This window comes from Dellaglioa sp. CoH-55-MRSF-7, from assembly GCF_056782235.1.
The window spans coordinates 247,631-265,543 of the sequence record NZ_JBXAYI010000002.1; the positions used below are offsets into that span (position 1 = coordinate 247,631).

Below are 17,913 nucleotides of genomic sequence, written 5' to 3' on the forward strand. Positions count from 1 at the left end.
TTCTACTGAATGTACCACTATTTAAATATCATTTATTCAACATTCTATAGCTTTGCTATTCAGATCCAGCAATTTCATAAATAGTCAGTATTAGTTAAAAACAAAATACTGAGTTTACAATAACAGTTCTGAATTAGTAAGATATTAACCTAAACAAATACCTAGCCTTCATTTAAATAATTAATTTATCACCCAAGAAAATTTTGATGCATTTTAATAATAAAAATCATCCACAAGTTTATTTTCACCAACACCAAACATTTTTACCTACTCCCAGTTGTTATAATTTGTAGAATAACTGATAATTAGTTATTATAGAGAGGCATAAAAAAGTTTGGAGGAATTAGAATGAAATTATTAAATGATAGCACTCTAGAAAAAATCGGGAAGTTTGCAAGTATTTTATCTATCTTAATGTATGTCTCATACATCCCACAAATCATTTCCAACCTTAATGGTAGCCAGGGTAATCCTGTTCAGCCCTTGGTTGCCTGTATTAATTGCATATTTTGGACTGTCTATGGCGTATGTGGTAAAAATAAAGACTGGCCTATATTCTTTGCAAACGTACCGGGTATCTTTCTAGGCGCCATCGCTTTCTTCACTGCCTTATAAAATATCATATACATAAAATAGAATACTTACGTGCAGATAGGGAATCACGTTAAAAGCTCCATACGGGGGAATTCTTCATGAAACTAAAAATTAACACTGCAGCAGGTACTTTCGATATCATAAATACTATATTAGTAGCCTTTTCTTGGCTTATCGTTATTTTAACTGGTATCAATAAATCTACTGTAACATCACACGCTGTCTCTGGAACATCAACCTTAACTAGCGGTACAGCTATTTTCTTTTATATTATGCTAGGAATTGGCCTTATTCTTCACATTGTTGCACTTGTTCAATCAAGAAAAGCTGATATCTCTATTACTGGCCATGTTCTTGGTATTATTGGTTGCGGTTTATTTCTTTTATCAATGGTTTTTGCCCTTCCTACATTTATTTTATTAATCATTGCAGCAGTTTTCACACTCAAACAAGCTCCTGCTAAGCACTAATAAACAAAATTTAACATAAATTTCTAACGAGCGTATAGATACTTTTAGTAGGTGCGATTCCTACTGCTCGCTTTGCACCATAAAAATATTGGGGGATTTAAAATGAAAAAATTTATTAGCTTACTAGGGGTTCTAAGCGTATCAATGCTACTATTGTCTGCTTGCGAATATAGTTATAATTCTGATTCCAGTTCTAACAAAAATAGCTCTTCTTCTCAACAGTCGTCTGCATCATCCAACACAAAGGCCTCATCTTCTAAGGCCAAAGATTCTTCTAAAGAATCTTCATCATCTACTAAGAAGACATCTTCTTCTGAGAGCTTTGATATTAATGATAGTACTTCGTCTGCTAAAGACGTTCATATTCATGAATCTGAAGATGGTGCTGATTTTAATTTTGATACTGGTTCTTGATTTTTTACTTAAGTTAATTTTAAAAGAGATTAGTCTCATTCAAATAAAAACTGTTATTCAGTTATTAACACAAAAAAGCCTTCAATATTGGACAAAAATCCAATGTCGAAGGCTTTTCTTTATTAAAATTTAAAATACGAATTATTAATGATTCCTTATTTACGACGCTCAGTTGTAAATTAATTACTAATAATACGATACCAAGCTCTTAAAATTCAGTAACCTGCTTAAATTTTTGTCCAATATTATTGGTTAGCTCCAATTTAAGACTGTTTTAATTAATAATTATTTTCTTGTCTTTCAATATTTTCCATATTTTTTTTAACAAATTCATTTTCAATATCATTCCAAGACAATTTTAAATCAACTAACCCGAATTTAATAAAAAGATGCCAAGCATGTTTAAAATCTTCTAATTTATGACTAAATAAACTTTTAGAAATCATTAATTTTAACGATAAAAAGACTTTATTCAATGACATTGTCATAGGCTTTTTTGCAAAATCATCCATCTCTTCGTCACTAATTAATAATAAATAGGTCCATTTATTTTGATTGGCAATATTAAAAAAGAAACTCATTGCATCAACATATTCTGAGAGTACTGTCTCTTCATGCGTTTTGCCTTTTTCCATTTTTTGTCCACGATTTTCTTTCCAGACTTTAAACCATTCAACCGTGTTGGCTAATTCTGATAGTTCAACATCCAAGCTCACATAGGCGTTAAACAATCTCTCTTCAGGACTCCATCTAATTTTTTTATCTTGAATAACATCCCGATCAAAGCTTCGTTCCATTTGGATCATATCTGTTAAGTTCACTAAATTTTCCTCCAAAAAAATCTGCCCACTAGTAACTAACGGACAGACATTTTTTTATTATTTAAAAATCAAGGGATCTGATTTAATACTTAATTCATTTATATTATTCAAGTACCAATTTCTAATGAAAGGTTCATTCAACAAAATATCGAACCATGAAATTTCTTGGGCAGCATCCATAACAGCAACGACCCATTTTTCATTATCACTCTCACCCATTTGTTGTTGATCATAAATTGTTATTTCAGATTTAGCTAATTTTAAAACAGCACTATTATTTGCGCCTGCTTCAACCATTAACTCATTTTCTGAAGCAAGTACAAATAATTCATCGATAACACTTCGTTTAAGTATATCTTCAGACAATTCGTATCTTGCTGGATTACCTGAATCCAATAGATTAAGATCAACGCTAAATCCATAATCTTCTTTTAAATACGTCGCAAAATCAATTAACATCATTTCAAGATATTTAATCGATTTTGCGTCTAATTTTTCCAAGTAACTAACAATTAAGACATTTGTAATAGCTGTACTATTAATTCGAATCATTCTTTTACGTAAATTTAAATAAAATAAAGATTCTCCTGATTCTTGTGCAACATAATAAGCGCCATCATTATCATCAATTTTAAAGGAAAAACTATCTACGACATTAATCCCAGGTATTTCATGGACAAGTGCTTTTCTAGGCTCTGAGAAGTGTAAAATAGCCGTTTCATTATCATGCAAGTCCATTAAACGGTTAAAGAAGAGTAAACAATAATCTGCAGCACTATATTTTTGCGGGAATGTTAAATAATTAGTGTCAAGTTGATAACCCATCAAACTCATTGCGGCATCAATCAACTCAACTTTATCCTGGGTATTCATTAAAACATCTAATGTTTCCGTAAATTTAATCCCATTGTTCAGACTTAATTTAATTTGTTCATTAAAGTTTACTAAACGCGATTTTGTAGAAACTAACTGCTTTTCTTTTTCAGCCATTATTCAGTCACCTGTCCTTTTTGACTAATTAAGTGAGATAAATAACTGTAATATAAGGCATCATTTTGTTTAGTGAATTTTTCAAAATCACCAAATATACCAATAACACTTTGTCTTTCATAACCAATCAACGTATCTTCTTTGGCTAAACTTAAAACATCAGTCTCACTTGATTTAATATCTTGATATGCACTGCTGGCTTTTTCATCCATCTCAGTTAACTCTGTTAATCTTTCTTTTAACACGCGACGTTCTTCACGAATACGTCCAGCATCCCAAGGACGCCCTTTTTCTTGTGAATTACGTTTCATATCTTCGCGAATTTTGTCTTTTTCAGCGTCACGTTCATCCTGAGAATCAACTAATTCTTGACGTTCTTTATTTTGAATTGATATTTGATTAATTTTATCTGTATTAACACGTTTATTCGTTTCTTCCAATTCAAAAGACTTAGCTAATTTAGCTAGTTCTTCTTCATCAAATTTAAATTCAACATTTAAAACGTCTAAATAGCCAAATTCTTTTCGATCCCACCAATTACCAAAATGAATTTTGAATTTTCCAACTTCCATTTCTTCAAAATAGAAGAATGGATACGTATCACGTAAATATGAGATAAGTTTCAAACTTAAATATTGTTGAATTTGTGGATAATCTTTAATGACCAACTCTTCTTGAATGGCAGATTCCGAAACGCTTCTTTTCTTTAACACTAGTTGTGCGTAACGAGATTGGTTAATGAGTTGATAAACTAATCGATCATCTTCTTGTTTAATCGCCTCTCTAAGTTGATTTAAGTACTCAACTTTTTTAGATAGAGTGCGTTCGATATTGTTTGTAGCTTCACTGTGATCCGATAAATTAAATTGATTGTCTTTTATCATAGTTTACCCCTTATTCATATTTAATGATTATTTTTTTTACTATGTATTGTGATTTTTCTTTGCATAATCAAAAAAACTAAAACAATTTTACTTGTCCTAGTTTCATTATCAATCATTTAGTTAGTCATTTCAAACCTTTATTACACTTTTTTTAATAAAGTTCTAAATATTGATCTCTTTCCCATTCAGAAACTTCTTGACGGTAAGCAGCCCATTCTAATTTTTTGGCTTCAATAAAGCTTGGATATAAATGAGGACCCATTGCTTTTTCCATGATATCATCTTTTTCCAATGCTTTAATGGCATTGTGTAGTGTCGATGGTAAGTCACTAATATGATTATCTTGGCGTTCTTGACGGTTCATTACGTAAATATTTCTATCAACAGATGCAGGTGGTACAACTTTATTTCTAAGTCCATCAAGTCCTGCTTCTAAAATAGCCGCAATAACAAGATAAGGATTAGCAGTTGCATCAACACTTCTTAACTCTAATCGAGTTGATAACCCACGAGCCATTGGTACACGAACTAATGGCGATCGGTTACGTCCAGACCAAGCAACATAAACAGGTGCCTCAAATCCAGGGACAAGACGTTTATATGAGTTAACTGTTGGATTAGTAATTGCTGTGTAACCACGTGCATGTTGTAATAAACCACCTAAGAAGTGGTAGGCATCTTCAGATAATTGCATCTTATCTTTTTCATCAAAGAATGCATTACCATCTTTATGAAATAATGACATATTAATATGCATCCCTGAACCATTAATTCCATTCAATGGTTTTGGCATAAATGTCGCATGTAGACCATGTTTTCTAGCTACCGTTTTAACGACTAATTTAAATGTTTGGATGTTATCACAGGCTTGTAAAGCATCTGCGTATTTAAAATCAATTTCATGTTGGCCAGGTGCTACTTCATGATGAGAAGCTTCAACATCAAAACCCATGTTTTCAAGTTCTAACACGATATCTCGACGACAATTTTCACCTAAATCAACTGGTGCTAAATCAAAATAGCTACCTTTATCGTTTAATTGTGTTGTAGGTTTTCCCGTTATAGGGTCTAATTTAAATAAGAAAAATTCTGGTTCAGGTCCAATATTAAATTCAGTAAACCCTAAATCATTCATTTCTTTTAAGACACGGATAAGGTTATTTCTTGGATCACCTTGGAATGGTTTACGTTCAGCGTTATAAACTTCACAAATAATACGCGCAATTTTTCCATGTTCATGTTCCCATGGGAAAATCATCCAAGTTGATAAATCTGGGTATAAGTACATATCACTTTCTTCGATTCGAACGAATCCGTCGATTGAAGAACCATCGAACATTAATTTGTTTTCTAATAATTTGTCTAGTTGGCTAATCGGAACTTCCACGTTCTTAATAATTCCGAATAAATCTGTAAACATAAGTCTTAAAAATTTAACGTTCTCTTTTTTTGCCATTGTAACAATGTCATCTTTAGTGTATGCAGCTTTTGCCATTTTATCTCTCCTCAGTATTTATAATTTATAGACGCTTGTTTGTGTTAAAAGAAGGATCGTCAGGATTTTTAAGTCCACTAACTGAAAGAAATTCATTTTGAAAAATATGTCTAACATCATTATCTGTCAAAGGCTTTTCTAACAATTTGCGTTGCTTTTTAGCCTGTGCTTCCTTTTCAAAATAAATTTCTTTAATGCCAACCATATTCATGCCTTCATCTAAATAATCTTTAATTTCAAATAACTTATCAATATCATTCAGTGAATACATTCTGCGATTACCATCATTTCTTTGGGGCATAATTAACTCCTGCTCCTCATAATAACGAATTTGACGAGCCGTTAAGTCCGTTAATTTCATTACCGTTCCAATTGGTAATACCGCTAATGATCGTCTGAGTTCCTTCTCTTTCATAAACAAGCCTCCTTTTTAATTACATCCTTATAGTAACAAGGAAATAAATGACTGTCAACGTACAATGTTAGATTTTATAACATAGCTTACAGTCGATTGTTCAATAGAATGTTTTTTCAACTGCAGCTGTAACTGCTAACTTAACATGCGCATACGTTAACCCACCCTGAACATAAAGCGTATAAGGTTCTCTTATTGGACCATCAGCTGACAATTCGACACTAGCACCTTCAACAAAAGTACCCGCAGCCATAATAACTTTATCTTCATAACCAGCCATATCACTTGGTTTTGGTTCAACATATGCATCAACGGGAGATTCACGTTGGATAGCTTGAGCAAACTTAACCATTGGTTCTGGTTTACCAAAGTTAACCGTTTGAATGAGATCAGTTCTTGGTGCATCCCATTTTGGTGACACATCTAATCCCATTTTTTCAAGTAATGCACTCGTATAGATAGCACCTTTAATTGCCTCACCTGTTACATGAGGTGCTAAAAAGAACCCTTGAATAAAATCTCTCATAACATTTAAGGTGGCGCCCTCTTCATTACCAGTACCAGGTGTTGTTAGGCGGTAACCAGCTTTTTCAATTAAATCAGCACGTCCAACGATGTAACCACCCGTTTTAGCTAAACCACCACCAGCATTTTTAATTAGTGACCCTGACATGATATCAGCACCTACCTCTGTTGGTTCAATTGTTTCAGAAAATTCACCATAGCAGTTATCGATAAAAATAATCACATCTTTTGAAATTTTACGAACTTCTTTAATCATCTCAGCAATTTCAGATACCATAAAACTATCTCTAGTTGCATACCCACGAGAACGTTGGATTGCAACAACTTTAACCTTATCCGTTAACTTTTCTTTTAAACCATTAGAATCCATATGATTGTCAGCCGTTAATGGGACGTAATCAAACCCGATACCATATTCTTTCATTGAACCAATACCCGTTCCAGAAATACCAATAACTTCCTGAATCGTATCGTATGGCATCCCAGTAATATATAATAAATCGTCCCCTGGTCGTAACATACCAAAAAGGGCTGTTGAAATTGAATGCGTTCCTGAAACAATTTGTGGTCTCACCATTGCCGCTTCTGTTTTGAAAACATCTGCATAGATACGATCAAGTCCATCGCGGCCGATATCGTCGTATCCATATCCTGTTGATCCGGCAAAATATGTTTCAGAAACATTATTTTTCTTAAAAGCTTCCAAGACTTTTTGTTGGTTAAACAAAACCTGTTCATCAATTTCTTTTAGTCTTGGTTCAATTTGAGTATCAACTTCTCCTACAACATTTGCTAACTCCTGTGATAAATTATCTATCCATTTTTGCATATATTCTTCTCCTTATGACTTTTGTCCTTTTAACCAATCCACTATTTGTATTTCTATTTTACTTAGTTGTTCCGGATGCTCGATTAAATCAAACCAGTTAACTGCCATTTTATTTCTAAACCAAGTTAATTGTCGTTTTGCGTAACGCCTTGAGTTGCGTTTTATTAACTCTGTCGCTTCATCAAGTGATTGTTTTTCTTCAAAATAAGCATATAGCTCTTTATATCCAATACCTTTACTAGCTGGTAAATCATTGGTTTTTTGGTTAAAAAGCCATTTTGCTTCATCAATCAGCCCGGAACCAATCATAAGGTCAACTCGACGATTAATCCGATCATATAGCACTGACCTATCAGTCGATAACCCAATAATAAAGGGGTTAAACTCATCCGTTTTTTGATCCGCTTGCGCCGAAAACAATTGATTTGATTTTTTAATAACCTCTAATGCCCTGATTACTCGTAGCGTATTATTAACTGGAATTTTTAATGCTGCATTTGGATCTAAGCTTTCTAATTCTTGCCAAAGTGCCTCAGGACCGATTTTTTCACTACGTTCTTGTAATTCTTTTCTTAAATTTAAATCGTCGTCATTATCTGTTCCCAATTGAAAATTATCAAGTAATGCCTGTAAATAAAATCCGGTCCCACCAACAATTATTGGTAATTTCCCTCTAGAGGCAATATCACTAATTGCTGCGCGACTTTCGACTGTAAAATCAGCGACTGAATAACGTTCATCACTATTCTTGTGATTAATTAAATAATGTGGAATTCCATCCATCTCATCTTCTGTAATTTTAGCCGTCCCTATATCTAATTTCCGGTAAACTTGCATAGAATCGCCTGAAATAATCTCACCATTAAATTTTTTTGCTAATTTTATCGATAAATCAGTTTTACCAACTGCAGTTGGCCCAACAATTAACAATACTTTTTGCGTCATTTCTAATCTCCTTGAATATCTTTTCGTACTTCTATTGCTTTTGCAGGAAAATCTGTAAAAATGGCATCATATTTCTTTTTAAAACAATAAGTCATATCCTTAACTGAATTAACTGTCCAAGGGCGAATCAGTAGCTTTGGCCAAAATAAGCCATGTCGTTCTCTCAGCCAGGTCACATCAGGGTGTAAGCTAGTGATTAAATGATGCTTAGCCAATTGACGCGACTCTTTAATTTTAAATTGGAATAAACTCGCGAATTCTGCATCAGGATTAATTTTTTGCATTCTACGAATTGAGTTTGGATTAAAACTAGAATACAAAAGATGAATATCTGATGGTAATTGTTCCATTTGTTTATTTACAAGTTCTTCTATACCTTGGTATTCTATATGATTCGTTTTTAATTCTAAATTAAAAGTGCCTTTAAAGTTGTTATCTTTTAACAACTCAATTACTTCTTTTAATGTTGGAATTTGTTCACCTTGATAGTCAGAACTGAATTTAATTCCTGCATCTGCTTTTTTTAATTCCGCTAGTGTCAGATTTACTACCTTACCTGTTAAATTTGTGGTCCTATCAATTTTTTCATCATGCATAATGATTAGTTCACCATCTTTAGACAACTGAACATCAGTCTCAATGCCGTCGGCTCCTGCATCTATTGCGGCCTGAAAACTAACTAACGTATTTTCTGGTCTGGTTCCCTTACTTCCGCGATGCGCATAAATTTTGGTCTGCATATACAAGTCACCCCTAACTTTCAAAAATTATTATATCATTAATCGTAAAATAGCGGTGCTTTTAGTGGCAATTTTAGATTGAATAAGTCATAATAAAGATGTCAAATGAATAAGGAGGTCTACATAATGAAAAACTTTTCAAAAGGTTTCTTAGTCGGAACTGCTGCAACTGTAGGCGCATTAGTTGGTAGCGTCTTTGCCTTTAAAAAAACTGTTGTTGCACCCATCGAAGAAAAAGAACAAATGATTGAAGAAAACCGTAAACGTGCAACACGTAAGAGCCGTTCATCACACCATTCATAAACTAATAAAAGCATTGAAGAATTTTCATTCCTCAATGCTTTTTCTTTTTAGCGTTTTTTTGTTCTACCATCCCATTTTGAAAAACCTGTTTTCAAAATAGTAATATCTGTATAGCCTTGTTTGTGTAATTTATAGGCTGCTCGAGTACTAATCGATTTACCTTGGTCATATAAGTAAAGAGGTAAATCTTTTCTTAAACCACCAATCGCTGTTTTAAATTGAGAATAGGGAATATTTCTTGCTCCCATAATATGAGAAGCATCAAATTCACTTTTTTCACGTAAATCAACAACTTGCGCCTTACGCATACCTTCATTAAATTCTTCATTTGTTACTAATTTAGCTGCACGGCGACCCATATACCAAAGATAAAATTGGTTACCAGCTAACCCAACTAAAATAATAATCAAAATGATATTAATTATTAAACTAACCTTTACTGCTCCTAAAATCATACTAGTTCTCCCCTCAATTATTATTTAATAAACTGACGAGCAAGTGAAGCGGCACCAATAACGCCAGCTTCATTTCCTAATTGTGCTAATTTTAATGATGTTGATGAACGAACTGTTGGGAATGAAAATTGTTTAAAGTATTTAGTAACTTGATCTAATAGGAACGTTCCAGCAGCAGAAACACCGCCACCGATAACAATATATGCTGGATTTAACATATTACCTAAGTTACCACAAGCTAGTCCAAGATAATACGATACCTTATCAACGACCATTTTACCTAAAACATCATTCTCTTTAGCTAAATCAAAAACTAATTTAGATGTAATTTCTTGTCCGTCATCTAACATTTCTTTTAATTTTGATTGGCCAGCAAACTCTTCAGCCATATCACGAGCTACACGTACAACACCAGTAGCTGAAGCATATTGTTCTAAACAACCATGCTTACCACAAGTACACATGTAGCCATTAGGTTCAACTGTAATATGTCCAACTTCGCCACCAGCACCAGCAACACCATGTAATAATGCACCGTTAGCGATAATACCGCCACCAACACCAGTTCCAAGCGTGATGAAGGCAACTTCATCATCATTTTCGCCAGCGCCTTTCCAACGTTCACCTAAAGCAGCAACGTTGGCGTCATTATCAATAGCAAATGGAATTTGTGTACCGGATTCAATATCTGCTTGAACATTTTGCAATGTTTTCCAGTTCAAATTATATGCACCAATAACAGTTCCATCTGCACGATTTACTGTACCTGGTGAGCCCATACCAATTCCAACGAATTGATCAGCAGTCATATCAAATAGTCTGATATGGTGATTAATTGAAGCAATGATATCTGGCACAATATGTGAGCCTTCATCAAGAACGTTTGTTTCAATACTCCATTTTTGTTGAATATCGCCTGTTTCAGTTAAAATAGCGAATTTAACTGTTGTGCCACCTAAGTCGACACCAATTAATTTTTTTTCAATTACCATTATTCAAATTCCTCCACTTACACTCTCAATTATTTTGTTCTTCAACTCGATGTTCATGAGATAGTACAATTTTAGCTCTAGCATAGATTTTGTCATCAATCACTCCTGATCGATGTAAATTATCTAATTCCAATGCCATTAATTCAATATCCCACATACGTTTACCAACATAAACGTACACACCAAATTGTTTCAATAGTTGTTGGACATCATACAAATTTTTCAATTAACGGTCACCACCTTAAACTAGATACTATTAGAAATTCCAATTTTAATCAGAATTAAATTGATAATAATTAAAATAACGAATGCAGCTATCTGTTTAATATGACTGATTCGTGCCAATCTTGGTGCGCCTACAGTCGTTGCGATTAAGAATCCAGATAAAATACCGCCAATATGAGCTGCATTATCTGTACTTGACGACATAAACCCAAACGCAAGATTTAACACAATGAATAGTAAAAATTGCTGCGACATTTGTCTAAAATAGGCACTTTTTCTAAAATTATCACCTAACATTAGGAATGCCCCAAATAAACCAAAAATAGCACCACTAGCGCCTGCCGAAATAGTATCTGGACTGAACGTGAAACTTGCAATATTGCCAGCAATTCCAGCAAGCAAATAAATGCCTGTAAAACGCCAATGACCAAATAACATCTCAATTTGGATACCAATAAAATACAATGTAACCATATTAAGGACAATATGTTCAAATCCAATATGTAAAAATATGGGATTAAATAATCGCCACCACTCGCCGTCCATGATCAGTGGATTATATTTAGCGCCAAATTCAATTAATACATTTGTGTCTTGACTACCACCAGCAAGTGTCATTGCGATGAAAACAATTGCTGATAATCCAATAAAAAAGTACGTCATAAATGGTGTATTTTTGTATTTTGCCAAATTCATAGATAGCTCCTTATTTCATATAAAAATTTACAAAATAACGTTTACAAGATTTTATTTCAACTAGTATAAAAGTTATTTAAAACAAAAAAACAACAGGAAAATTCCCGTTGTTATTTTGTTTCGCGATGTAAAGTAACCTTACGATCACGTGGGCAAAATTTATTAAGCTCAACACGATCTGGATTATTACGTTTGTTTTTACTTGATAGGTATGTCCGTTCATGACATTCCGTACATTCTAATGTAATGTGTACACGCATGGTTGCAACCCTCCATATATTTCTTCATAATTTCATAAGACAATTAGTCTTTAACGTCTTATATAATATCATTATTAATAAGTAAACGCTAGTGTTTTTTTTTATTTGTTAAGGAAATTTACTTTACAGCAATAAAATCAGGTATTAGATGACTTATTTCCTTAATATTATTTATCAGATTCAACAGTTTTCCAAAATGCTGAATAAATTGAAACTGCTGCCTGACCATTCACAGCACTACCTGTATTATTAGCCATTCCAGGGAAAACGAGTGCAACGACCACTTTAGGCTTGTTAGAAGGTGCATATGAAGCCAAACTAAGTGCTTCAGTTTCAGATGTTCCATAGAATGTTTGAGCAGTACCTGTTTTAGCTGAAATTGATGGTGTTACATCACTCATCGCATTCCCAGTTCTCAATGAACTTGATCCATGAACAACCTTATAAAATCCTGATTGAACAACATCAAATTCTGATTTTGTTGCGTTAACTGTACTTAAAATATTAGGTGTCATTTCAGTTTGAACAGAACCTAAAGAACCATCCTCATTTGTTGAACGAATCGCTTTTACAATTTGTGGTTGTAATCTTGTACCACCATTAGCCATCGTTGACATGTATTGCGCTAATTGAATAGTTGTATATGAATCATAATTTCCGAAAGATAAATCAAGTGCTTTACCAATATTTGTTTGGTTAGCTACACCCTCAAAACCAGTTGACTCACCAGGTAAATCAACACCTGTTTTGATACCAAGTCCGAATTGATTAAAGTAACCACGCATTTTGGGGAAAATTGAATTCGACATATCCAGTGAAGAACCACTTGAATATTTGAATCCGCCTTCTCTCATTGCTAACTGCATCATGTACGAGTTAGAAGAAACCATTAATGCATCAGAAGCTGTTAACGCAACGTTAGCTGAACCAGATGTATTAAACCATGATGACTTAGGAGCTGTCCCAGCAAGCTTAATAGGTTCATCAGTTATGGTATTGCTAGTTGGTGTAATTGCCCCATCCATCATAGCTCCCATAACCGTAGCACCTTTTACAACAGAACCCATGGTAAATACTTGATTAATCGACCCTAAAGCATCATCCGTAATCTTACCTGTTTTAATATTTCGATTAACACCGGCCATTGCATAAACGGCACCTGTATTTGGGTTCATGACAACTGCGTAGGCCCCTGGATTATAAGGATTGCTTCCAGCAATTGATTTCACACTATCGTTCATAATCTTTTGAACTTGAGCTTGGAATTTAGCGTTAATATTTAAGACGAGATTATCACCTTTTTTACCACTATATTCTTGTACTTGTTTTACTATTTTACTATTAGCCACTTCAACCTTAGTTTGTGACTTTGTTCCTTTTAAAACATCTTCATATTGTTTTTCTAAATAACTCTGACCAACACTATCATTTCGTGAATAACCTTCAGTCATTAACGTTTCCACGCTATCACTAGGTAGCCCAGTAGCTTCACTAGTGACATTTCCGATGATACTGTTCATACTTTTACCATTTGGGTAACTTCGTGACCAGTTAGTTCCTATTTTAATCCCATTCATCCCTGATAAATGTTCACCTACTTCAGCCATCTCCTTATCGGAAACATCAGAGGTTTTTAAGTAAACAGTTGATAATGAATAAGCACCCGTCATTTTCCCAAAAACAGTAGCAGCTTCTTTTTCTTCATCAGTTAATGAATCAATGTTATTTTTAACAGCATATGCTACTGTCAATGTATTAAAATCAGTAGTTGATAATTTGTTTAACTCAGCAGATGTTAAATTTTTTTCTTTTTTTACAGCAGCAGTGACAGCTTTTAAATGCCCCTTATCCGCTAAGTAGTAATCAGCAGCATTGCGGTCTGTTAATTTACTCGTATCAATACTGACATAGGTTACTAAGTTATTAGCTATCTTATATAAATCAGGCGATAGGATACCTGATCCTTTTGTATAAGTAATTGCTCGAGAAGAATTATTACCAACTAGAACCTTACCTGTTGAGTCATAAACCATCCCACGCTGTACATTCTTAGTTTCTGTTGTCGTATCCGTACTATTAACTGTCGCTTCAAATGAAGCTCCGTTTAAAATTTGTAAATAGGCTAACTGCGCCAGTAATGCTGCAAAAAGTAGGAAAACAATAAAAAACAGGAAATTTAATCTAAATGGAATATGTGATTTATTTTGTTTGCTTCGACCTTGTTTTGTTTTTGGAAGTTTCACGTTTAATTACCTCTCACTGTATCATTATTAGTCTTTTAATTCGTATAAATATATCATTTACCATATTACCACATTTTTAAGATTCATTGGCCCAATAAACAGGCTAACAATTTATATTATAATAAAAACTTTAATAATCAGATTAAATATATTTTTATCTGCTGCTGATTTATGCGGTAAAGTCCCAAATATGCTATTCTTATTACCATACATTAATAGTCAGAGAGGTTTTAAAATGGTTAAGCTTAAAAATTATCTTAAAAAGAATCATGTACTCCTTCTAAGTTTCCTTATTCCTTTATTCATTATGCTTTGTTACTTTATTGGCCGCAAAATGTATCCTTTTGGGAATAGTTCTCTATTAACTGTTGATTTAGGTCAGCAATATATTGATTTTTTCTCTTATTTTAGAGCCACACTTCTCCATCATCCTACTAGTTTTTTCTATTCATTTTCACAAGCAATTGGTGGTGATATGTTAGGTGAGTGGGCATACTACTTAATGAGTCCTTTTAATCTTATTTTCTTAGTATTTCCAGGAAAATCAATTTTAGCGGGTGTTATGGTAGTCACCCTTTTAAAATATGCCTTATCAGGCCTTACGTTCGGTTTATTATTAAAGAAAACAACAAGAATGACTTCACTTTATATCCCATTATTTGCCACAGCGTATGCGCTAATGGGTTGGACGATTGCTAACCAACTTAATTTATTATGGTTAGACGCTGTTATTCTATTACCTTTAGTTATTTTAGGCTTTGAAAAATTACAGTTGAATTCAAAAAGTTGGGCTTATACTTGGTGGCTTGCGTTACTTTTAATCGTTAACTATTATATGGGTTATATGGTCTGTCTTTTTATGATTTTATATTTCTTATATACAACAAGTCGTGTATCTCTATCAGTTAAACAATTTTTTAAAAAATCATGGATTTTCATCTATAAATCTCTAGTTTCTGTAGCAATTTCAGCAATTATCCTCTTTCCAACTCTATTCTCATTGCTTTCAAGTAAGGGAGAATACACGGAAGAATCTATTAAAGCAAAAATTGAATATAATCCTTTAGCGATGCTTTCAAAATTTGTGATTGGTTCATTCAATTTTGATCAAATGCCTTCTGGTTTCCCTAATATTTTTGTAGGGAGTTTGGCTTTAATTGGTTTTATCTTATATTTCATGAATAACCGTTTTTCAATTAAAGAACGGGTTGTCTCTTTTTTAATCACAAGTTTCTTGATCCTATCGATGTGCTTTGAACCTTTAGATTTACTATGGCACGGAATGCAATTTCCAGTTTGGTATCCTTATCGTTTTTCATTTGTATTTTGCTTTTGGATTATCCTTTTAGCTGCTCAACAATTTGAGTACTTTAATCCTATAAAATTCTGGAAATTGAGTATTGTAGGTCTTTTATTCATCGGAATGTTTACGTACTTATTTATATCAAAAGAATCTTATAGTTATTTATCTGATGAAACTTTATTCCTATCAATTTTATTTATTCTTTTAACGTTAATTTTAATTCAGTTCCAAGATCATGCATCACCTTCATTCAAATGGTTGTTATTTGCAAGTGTAATAGCTGAGATGTCATGTAACGCTGTTTATTCATTAGATAACATTAGTTATTTATCTACAAGTGAATACGACGTGTCAACGACTGCCCTAGCAACTGAAAGTAAATCGTTAAAAAAAATTGATAATTCTTTCTATCGTGTCGCACAAACATACAGTCGGACTAAAAATGATGCCATGTCAGCTGATTTTTTCAGCGGTTCCCATTTTAGTTCTGCTTTTTCAAAATCAATCCCAACTTTTTACGGTAAGATAGGACAACCTGATGGTGATAATTATGTCACTTACTCAAATGGTACCTTGGTAACAGATGCCCTATTAAATATGAAGTACGTTTTTACACCAAAACAATTACGGACTTCTAAGGCATTGGACACACAGTTAGAAACATTGACACCACTAACTGAAAAACCTGATACAGCTTACTATAGACCTGTCTCAAATAACTCGTTAACTGAAACGGTTAAAAATCCGTATGCTTTATCAATTGGCTATGCAGCAAATGATACTATATTGACAAACAAGAATAAAACAACTAACCCATTAAGATATCAGTCTGATTGGTTATCTGCTCTAACCGGTATTAATAACGATGCTTTATTTACACCAATTAATTTTAATACTGTCAATTTTGATAACGTTGGTTCACAAATTAATTTAACAAATTCTATTCTAACAAAAACGAAACTAAATAAATCTGGACTAGTCACTTTCACATACACACCAACAACAAACGATGCTTATTATTTAACCTTAGGTTCAGGATTAAGTACTGATAATGTTTTATTTAAATTAAATGGTCACGAATTAAAACAATATAAAACGTATCGAAATACAGTTGTTGTTAATATTGCATCCAATAATAAAGGTAAAAAAATAGTTCTGACAGCTAAATTAAAGAAAAGAACCCTTTTCTTAGAAAACTTTACGCTTTATCAAATGAATGTTAATTCATTTAAATCCCAAATTAAGCAACTAAAATCTAGTGAATTAAACGTTACAAAATACAATCAACATTCAATCACAGGTTCAATATCAGTTAAACGTAATCATCAAGTCGTCTTTACAACGATTCCATACAGTAAAGGTTGGCATGTTAAAGTTGATGGTAAATCCGTAGCAACTAATAAATCATTGAATACTTTTCTCAGCTTTAAAGTTGCTAAGGGAAATCATACCGTTAAACTTATCTATTGGCCACCATACATGGGTATTGGTTTGATCGTCTCAATTTTGGCTATTCTCTTGATACTTATTAAGCCAATTATCGTTCACACAAAAAGATTGATTAAATAGTTTTTGTATAATACAAAAGGACAAGATTGCAATATGCAATCTTGTCCTTTTATTTAGTCTTGTTCATTTTTTCATCAAATTCTGTGACAGCTTTTGTTTCACCAATAATCAGTACCTGATCATTTGGTAAAATAATTTGATCTGCTAATGGTGAAATAATCATTTCTTTACCACGTCTAATACTGATTACATTTAAATTAAATGTTGATCTGAAATTTAATTCATCTAATGTCTTATTAACATATCTCGGATCTGTCATATCAATTTCTGCCAATCGGTAATCATCATCTAAATCTAAGTAATCTAACAAATGATTAGAACTTAATGCCCTACCCAACTTGATTCCCATATCTCGTTCAGGATGAACAATATGATCTGCCCCAACCTTTTGGAGTACACGAGCGTGATATTTATTCAATGCTTTAGCCGTTACGACAGGAACACCTAATTCTTTAACCATCAATGTGACTAAGATACTTGCTTGAATATCTTCACCAATTGCGACAATCACATGATCAAAATTACGAATACCGATTGATTTTAAAGCTTCATCATCTTGTGCATCGGCAACAACAGCATGTGTTGCAATATCCATATAATCATTTACACGAGCTTCATCCCTATCAATAACTAAAACTTCTTGCCCATACTCAATCAACGTTTCGCAAACACTCGCACCAAATCGACCTAAACCGATTATTGCAAAATTCTTTTTCAACTTATCTCACCTACTTAATTTAATAAA

At 33.1% G+C, this 17,913-nt stretch carries 20 protein-coding genes and 1 pseudogene; 5 read left to right on the top strand and 16 right to left on the bottom strand.

Features of this window, described 5'->3' with window-relative positions; genetic code table 11:
• Nucleotides 1-348: 348 nt before the first annotated feature.
• From AC1RPU_RS03025 to AC1RPU_RS03035, 3 genes are all read left to right on the top strand, one after another.
• On the top strand, nt 349-615 hold the full coding sequence (locus AC1RPU_RS03025) for a SemiSWEET family transporter (RefSeq protein WP_481761237.1): 267 nt from the start codon (nt 349-351) through the stop codon (nt 613-615).
• Between the two features lie 77 nt (nt 616-692).
• Entirely contained in the window at nt 693-1,064 is a 372-nt protein-coding gene (locus AC1RPU_RS03030) for a transporter (protein WP_409022645.1), read from the top strand.
• Between the two features lie 144 nt (nt 1,065-1,208).
• Nucleotides 1,209-1,478: a hypothetical protein gene (locus AC1RPU_RS03035; protein ID WP_481762174.1), complete on the top strand. Its 270-nt coding sequence runs from the start codon at nt 1,209-1,211 to the stop codon at nt 1,476-1,478.
• 278 nt (nt 1,479-1,756) lie between these two features.
• Here AC1RPU_RS03035 and AC1RPU_RS03040 read toward each other — a convergent pair whose 3' ends face one another.
• The 8 genes from AC1RPU_RS03040 to AC1RPU_RS03075 all read right to left on the bottom strand — a co-directional run bounded on the left by AC1RPU_RS03040 (nt 1,757) and on the right by AC1RPU_RS03075 (nt 9,122).
• Nucleotides 1,757-2,299, bottom strand: coding sequence for a dUTP diphosphatase (locus tag AC1RPU_RS03040; RefSeq protein ID WP_481761235.1), 543 nt, complete (start codon nt 2,297-2,299; stop codon nt 1,757-1,759).
• 57 nt (nt 2,300-2,356) lie between these two features.
• Complete coding sequence (locus AC1RPU_RS03045) at nt 2,357-3,289, bottom strand: hypothetical protein (RefSeq protein ID WP_481761234.1); 933 nt, start codon at nt 3,287-3,289, stop codon at nt 2,357-2,359.
• Nucleotides 3,289-4,173 (bottom strand): exonuclease SbcC, encoded by an 885-nt coding sequence (locus tag AC1RPU_RS03050; protein WP_481761233.1) that lies wholly within the window; start codon nt 4,171-4,173, stop codon nt 3,289-3,291. Before AC1RPU_RS03050 ends, AC1RPU_RS03045 begins: the two co-directional genes overlap by 1 nt.
• A 151-nt stretch (nt 4,174-4,324) precedes the next feature.
• Nucleotides 4,325-5,668 (bottom strand): type I glutamate--ammonia ligase, encoded by a 1,344-nt coding sequence (gene glnA / locus AC1RPU_RS03055; RefSeq protein ID WP_409022650.1) that lies wholly within the window; start codon nt 5,666-5,668, stop codon nt 4,325-4,327.
• A gap of 25 nt (nt 5,669-5,693) precedes the next feature.
• On the bottom strand, nt 5,694-6,083 hold the full coding sequence (locus AC1RPU_RS03060; protein ID WP_481761232.1) for a MerR family transcriptional regulator: 390 nt from the start codon (nt 6,081-6,083) through the stop codon (nt 5,694-5,696).
• 100 nt (nt 6,084-6,183) lie between these two features.
• Entirely contained in the window at nt 6,184-7,437 is a 1,254-nt protein-coding gene (locus AC1RPU_RS03065) for a methionine gamma-lyase family protein (protein ID WP_481761231.1), read from the bottom strand.
• 12 nt (nt 7,438-7,449) lie between these two features.
• Nucleotides 7,450-8,382, bottom strand: coding sequence for a tRNA (adenosine(37)-N6)-dimethylallyltransferase MiaA (gene miaA, locus AC1RPU_RS03070; protein WP_481761230.1), 933 nt, complete (start codon nt 8,380-8,382; stop codon nt 7,450-7,452).
• A gap of 2 nt (nt 8,383-8,384) precedes the next feature.
• Nucleotides 8,385-9,122 (bottom strand): glycerophosphodiester phosphodiesterase, encoded by a 738-nt coding sequence (locus AC1RPU_RS03075; protein WP_481761229.1) that lies wholly within the window; start codon nt 9,120-9,122, stop codon nt 8,385-8,387.
• 126 nt (nt 9,123-9,248) lie between these two features.
• Here AC1RPU_RS03075 and AC1RPU_RS03080 point away from each other — a divergent pair, with 126 nt between their 5' ends.
• Complete coding sequence (locus AC1RPU_RS03080) at nt 9,249-9,425, top strand: DUF3042 family protein (RefSeq protein ID WP_409022655.1); 177 nt, start codon at nt 9,249-9,251, stop codon at nt 9,423-9,425.
• Between the two features lie 47 nt (nt 9,426-9,472).
• On the opposite strand, the gene AC1RPU_RS03085 is transcribed toward AC1RPU_RS03080, so the two are convergent.
• From AC1RPU_RS03085 to AC1RPU_RS03115, 7 genes and pseudogenes are all read right to left on the bottom strand, one after another.
• Nucleotides 9,473-9,880 carry a rhodanese-like domain-containing protein gene (locus AC1RPU_RS03085; protein ID WP_481761228.1) on the bottom strand — a complete coding sequence of 136 codons (408 nt, stop codon included), beginning with the start codon at nt 9,878-9,880 and terminating at the stop codon, nt 9,473-9,475.
• Between the two features lie 20 nt (nt 9,881-9,900).
• The gene (locus tag AC1RPU_RS03090) at nt 9,901-10,866 is read right to left on the bottom strand and encodes an ROK family glucokinase (protein ID WP_481761402.1); all 966 of its coding nucleotides are present in this window, start codon (nt 10,864-10,866) and stop codon (nt 9,901-9,903) included.
• A gap of 31 nt (nt 10,867-10,897) precedes the next feature.
• Nucleotides 10,898-11,098: a YqgQ family protein gene (locus AC1RPU_RS03095; protein WP_409022657.1), complete on the bottom strand. Its 201-nt coding sequence runs from the start codon at nt 11,096-11,098 to the stop codon at nt 10,898-10,900.
• 20 nt (nt 11,099-11,118) lie between these two features.
• Complete coding sequence (locus AC1RPU_RS03100) at nt 11,119-11,793, bottom strand: rhomboid family intramembrane serine protease (protein WP_481761227.1); 675 nt, start codon at nt 11,791-11,793, stop codon at nt 11,119-11,121.
• A gap of 110 nt (nt 11,794-11,903) precedes the next feature.
• Nucleotides 11,904-12,053 carry a 50S ribosomal protein L33 gene (gene rpmG, locus AC1RPU_RS03105; RefSeq protein WP_057973409.1) on the bottom strand — a complete coding sequence of 50 codons (150 nt, stop codon included), beginning with the start codon at nt 12,051-12,053 and terminating at the stop codon, nt 11,904-11,906.
• 167 nt (nt 12,054-12,220) lie between these two features.
• A complete protein-coding gene (locus tag AC1RPU_RS03110; protein ID WP_481762408.1) occupies nt 12,221-13,294 on the bottom strand; it encodes a penicillin-binding transpeptidase domain-containing protein in 1,074 nt (357 codons plus the stop codon).
• A 108-nt stretch (nt 13,295-13,402) separates the two neighbouring features.
• Nucleotides 13,403-14,296, bottom strand: a pseudogene (locus AC1RPU_RS03115) (peptidoglycan D,D-transpeptidase FtsI family protein); the annotation flags it as partial.
• A 235-nt stretch (nt 14,297-14,531) separates the two neighbouring features.
• Here AC1RPU_RS03115 and AC1RPU_RS03120 point away from each other — a divergent pair.
• Nucleotides 14,532-17,168 (top strand): YfhO family protein, encoded by a 2,637-nt coding sequence (locus tag AC1RPU_RS03120; protein ID WP_481761225.1) that lies wholly within the window; start codon nt 14,532-14,534, stop codon nt 17,166-17,168.
• A gap of 49 nt (nt 17,169-17,217) precedes the next feature.
• Here AC1RPU_RS03120 and AC1RPU_RS03125 read toward each other — a convergent pair whose 3' ends face one another.
• Nucleotides 17,218-17,886, bottom strand: coding sequence for a potassium channel family protein (locus tag AC1RPU_RS03125; RefSeq protein ID WP_481761224.1), 669 nt, complete (start codon nt 17,884-17,886; stop codon nt 17,218-17,220).
• Between the last annotated feature and the right edge of the window lie 27 nt (nt 17,887-17,913).

Bases quoted from the DNA above. Each gene is read 5' to 3' on its own strand.
- AC1RPU_RS03025 (WP_481761237.1), top strand. From the start codon at position 349: ATGAAATTATTAAATGATAGCACTCTAGAAAAAATCGGGAAGTTTGCA.
- AC1RPU_RS03030 (WP_409022645.1), top strand. From the start codon at position 693: ATGAAACTAAAAATTAACACTGCAGCAGGTACTTTCGATATCATAAAT.
- AC1RPU_RS03035 (WP_481762174.1), top strand. From the start codon at position 1,209: ATGCTACTATTGTCTGCTTGCGAATATAGTTATAATTCTGATTCCAGT.
- AC1RPU_RS03045 (WP_481761234.1), bottom strand. From the start codon at position 3,289: ATGGCTGAAAAAGAAAAGCAGTTAGTTTCTACAAAATCGCGTTTAGTA.
- AC1RPU_RS03050 (WP_481761233.1), bottom strand. From the start codon at position 4,173: ATGATAAAAGACAATCAATTTAATTTATCGGATCACAGTGAAGCTACA.
- glnA (WP_409022650.1), bottom strand. From the start codon at position 5,668: ATGGCAAAAGCTGCATACACTAAAGATGACATTGTTACAATGGCAAAA.
- AC1RPU_RS03060 (WP_481761232.1), bottom strand. From the start codon at position 6,083: ATGAAAGAGAAGGAACTCAGACGATCATTAGCGGTATTACCAATTGGA.
- AC1RPU_RS03065 (WP_481761231.1), bottom strand. From the start codon at position 7,437: ATGCAAAAATGGATAGATAATTTATCACAGGAGTTAGCAAATGTTGTA.
- miaA (WP_481761230.1), bottom strand. From the start codon at position 8,382: ATGACGCAAAAAGTATTGTTAATTGTTGGGCCAACTGCAGTTGGTAAA.
- AC1RPU_RS03075 (WP_481761229.1), bottom strand. From the start codon at position 9,122: ATGCAGACCAAAATTTATGCGCATCGCGGAAGTAAGGGAACCAGACCA.
- AC1RPU_RS03080 (WP_409022655.1), top strand. From the start codon at position 9,249: ATGAAAAACTTTTCAAAAGGTTTCTTAGTCGGAACTGCTGCAACTGTA.
- AC1RPU_RS03085 (WP_481761228.1), bottom strand. From the start codon at position 9,880: ATGATTTTAGGAGCAGTAAAGGTTAGTTTAATAATTAATATCATTTTG.
- AC1RPU_RS03100 (WP_481761227.1), bottom strand. From the start codon at position 11,793: ATGAATTTGGCAAAATACAAAAATACACCATTTATGACGTACTTTTTT.
- rpmG (WP_057973409.1), bottom strand. From the start codon at position 12,053: ATGCGTGTACACATTACATTAGAATGTACGGAATGTCATGAACGGACA.
- AC1RPU_RS03110 (WP_481762408.1), bottom strand. From the start codon at position 13,294: ATGAACGATAGTGTGAAATCAATTGCTGGAAGCAATCCTTATAATCCA.
- AC1RPU_RS03120 (WP_481761225.1), top strand. From the start codon at position 14,532: ATGGTTAAGCTTAAAAATTATCTTAAAAAGAATCATGTACTCCTTCTA.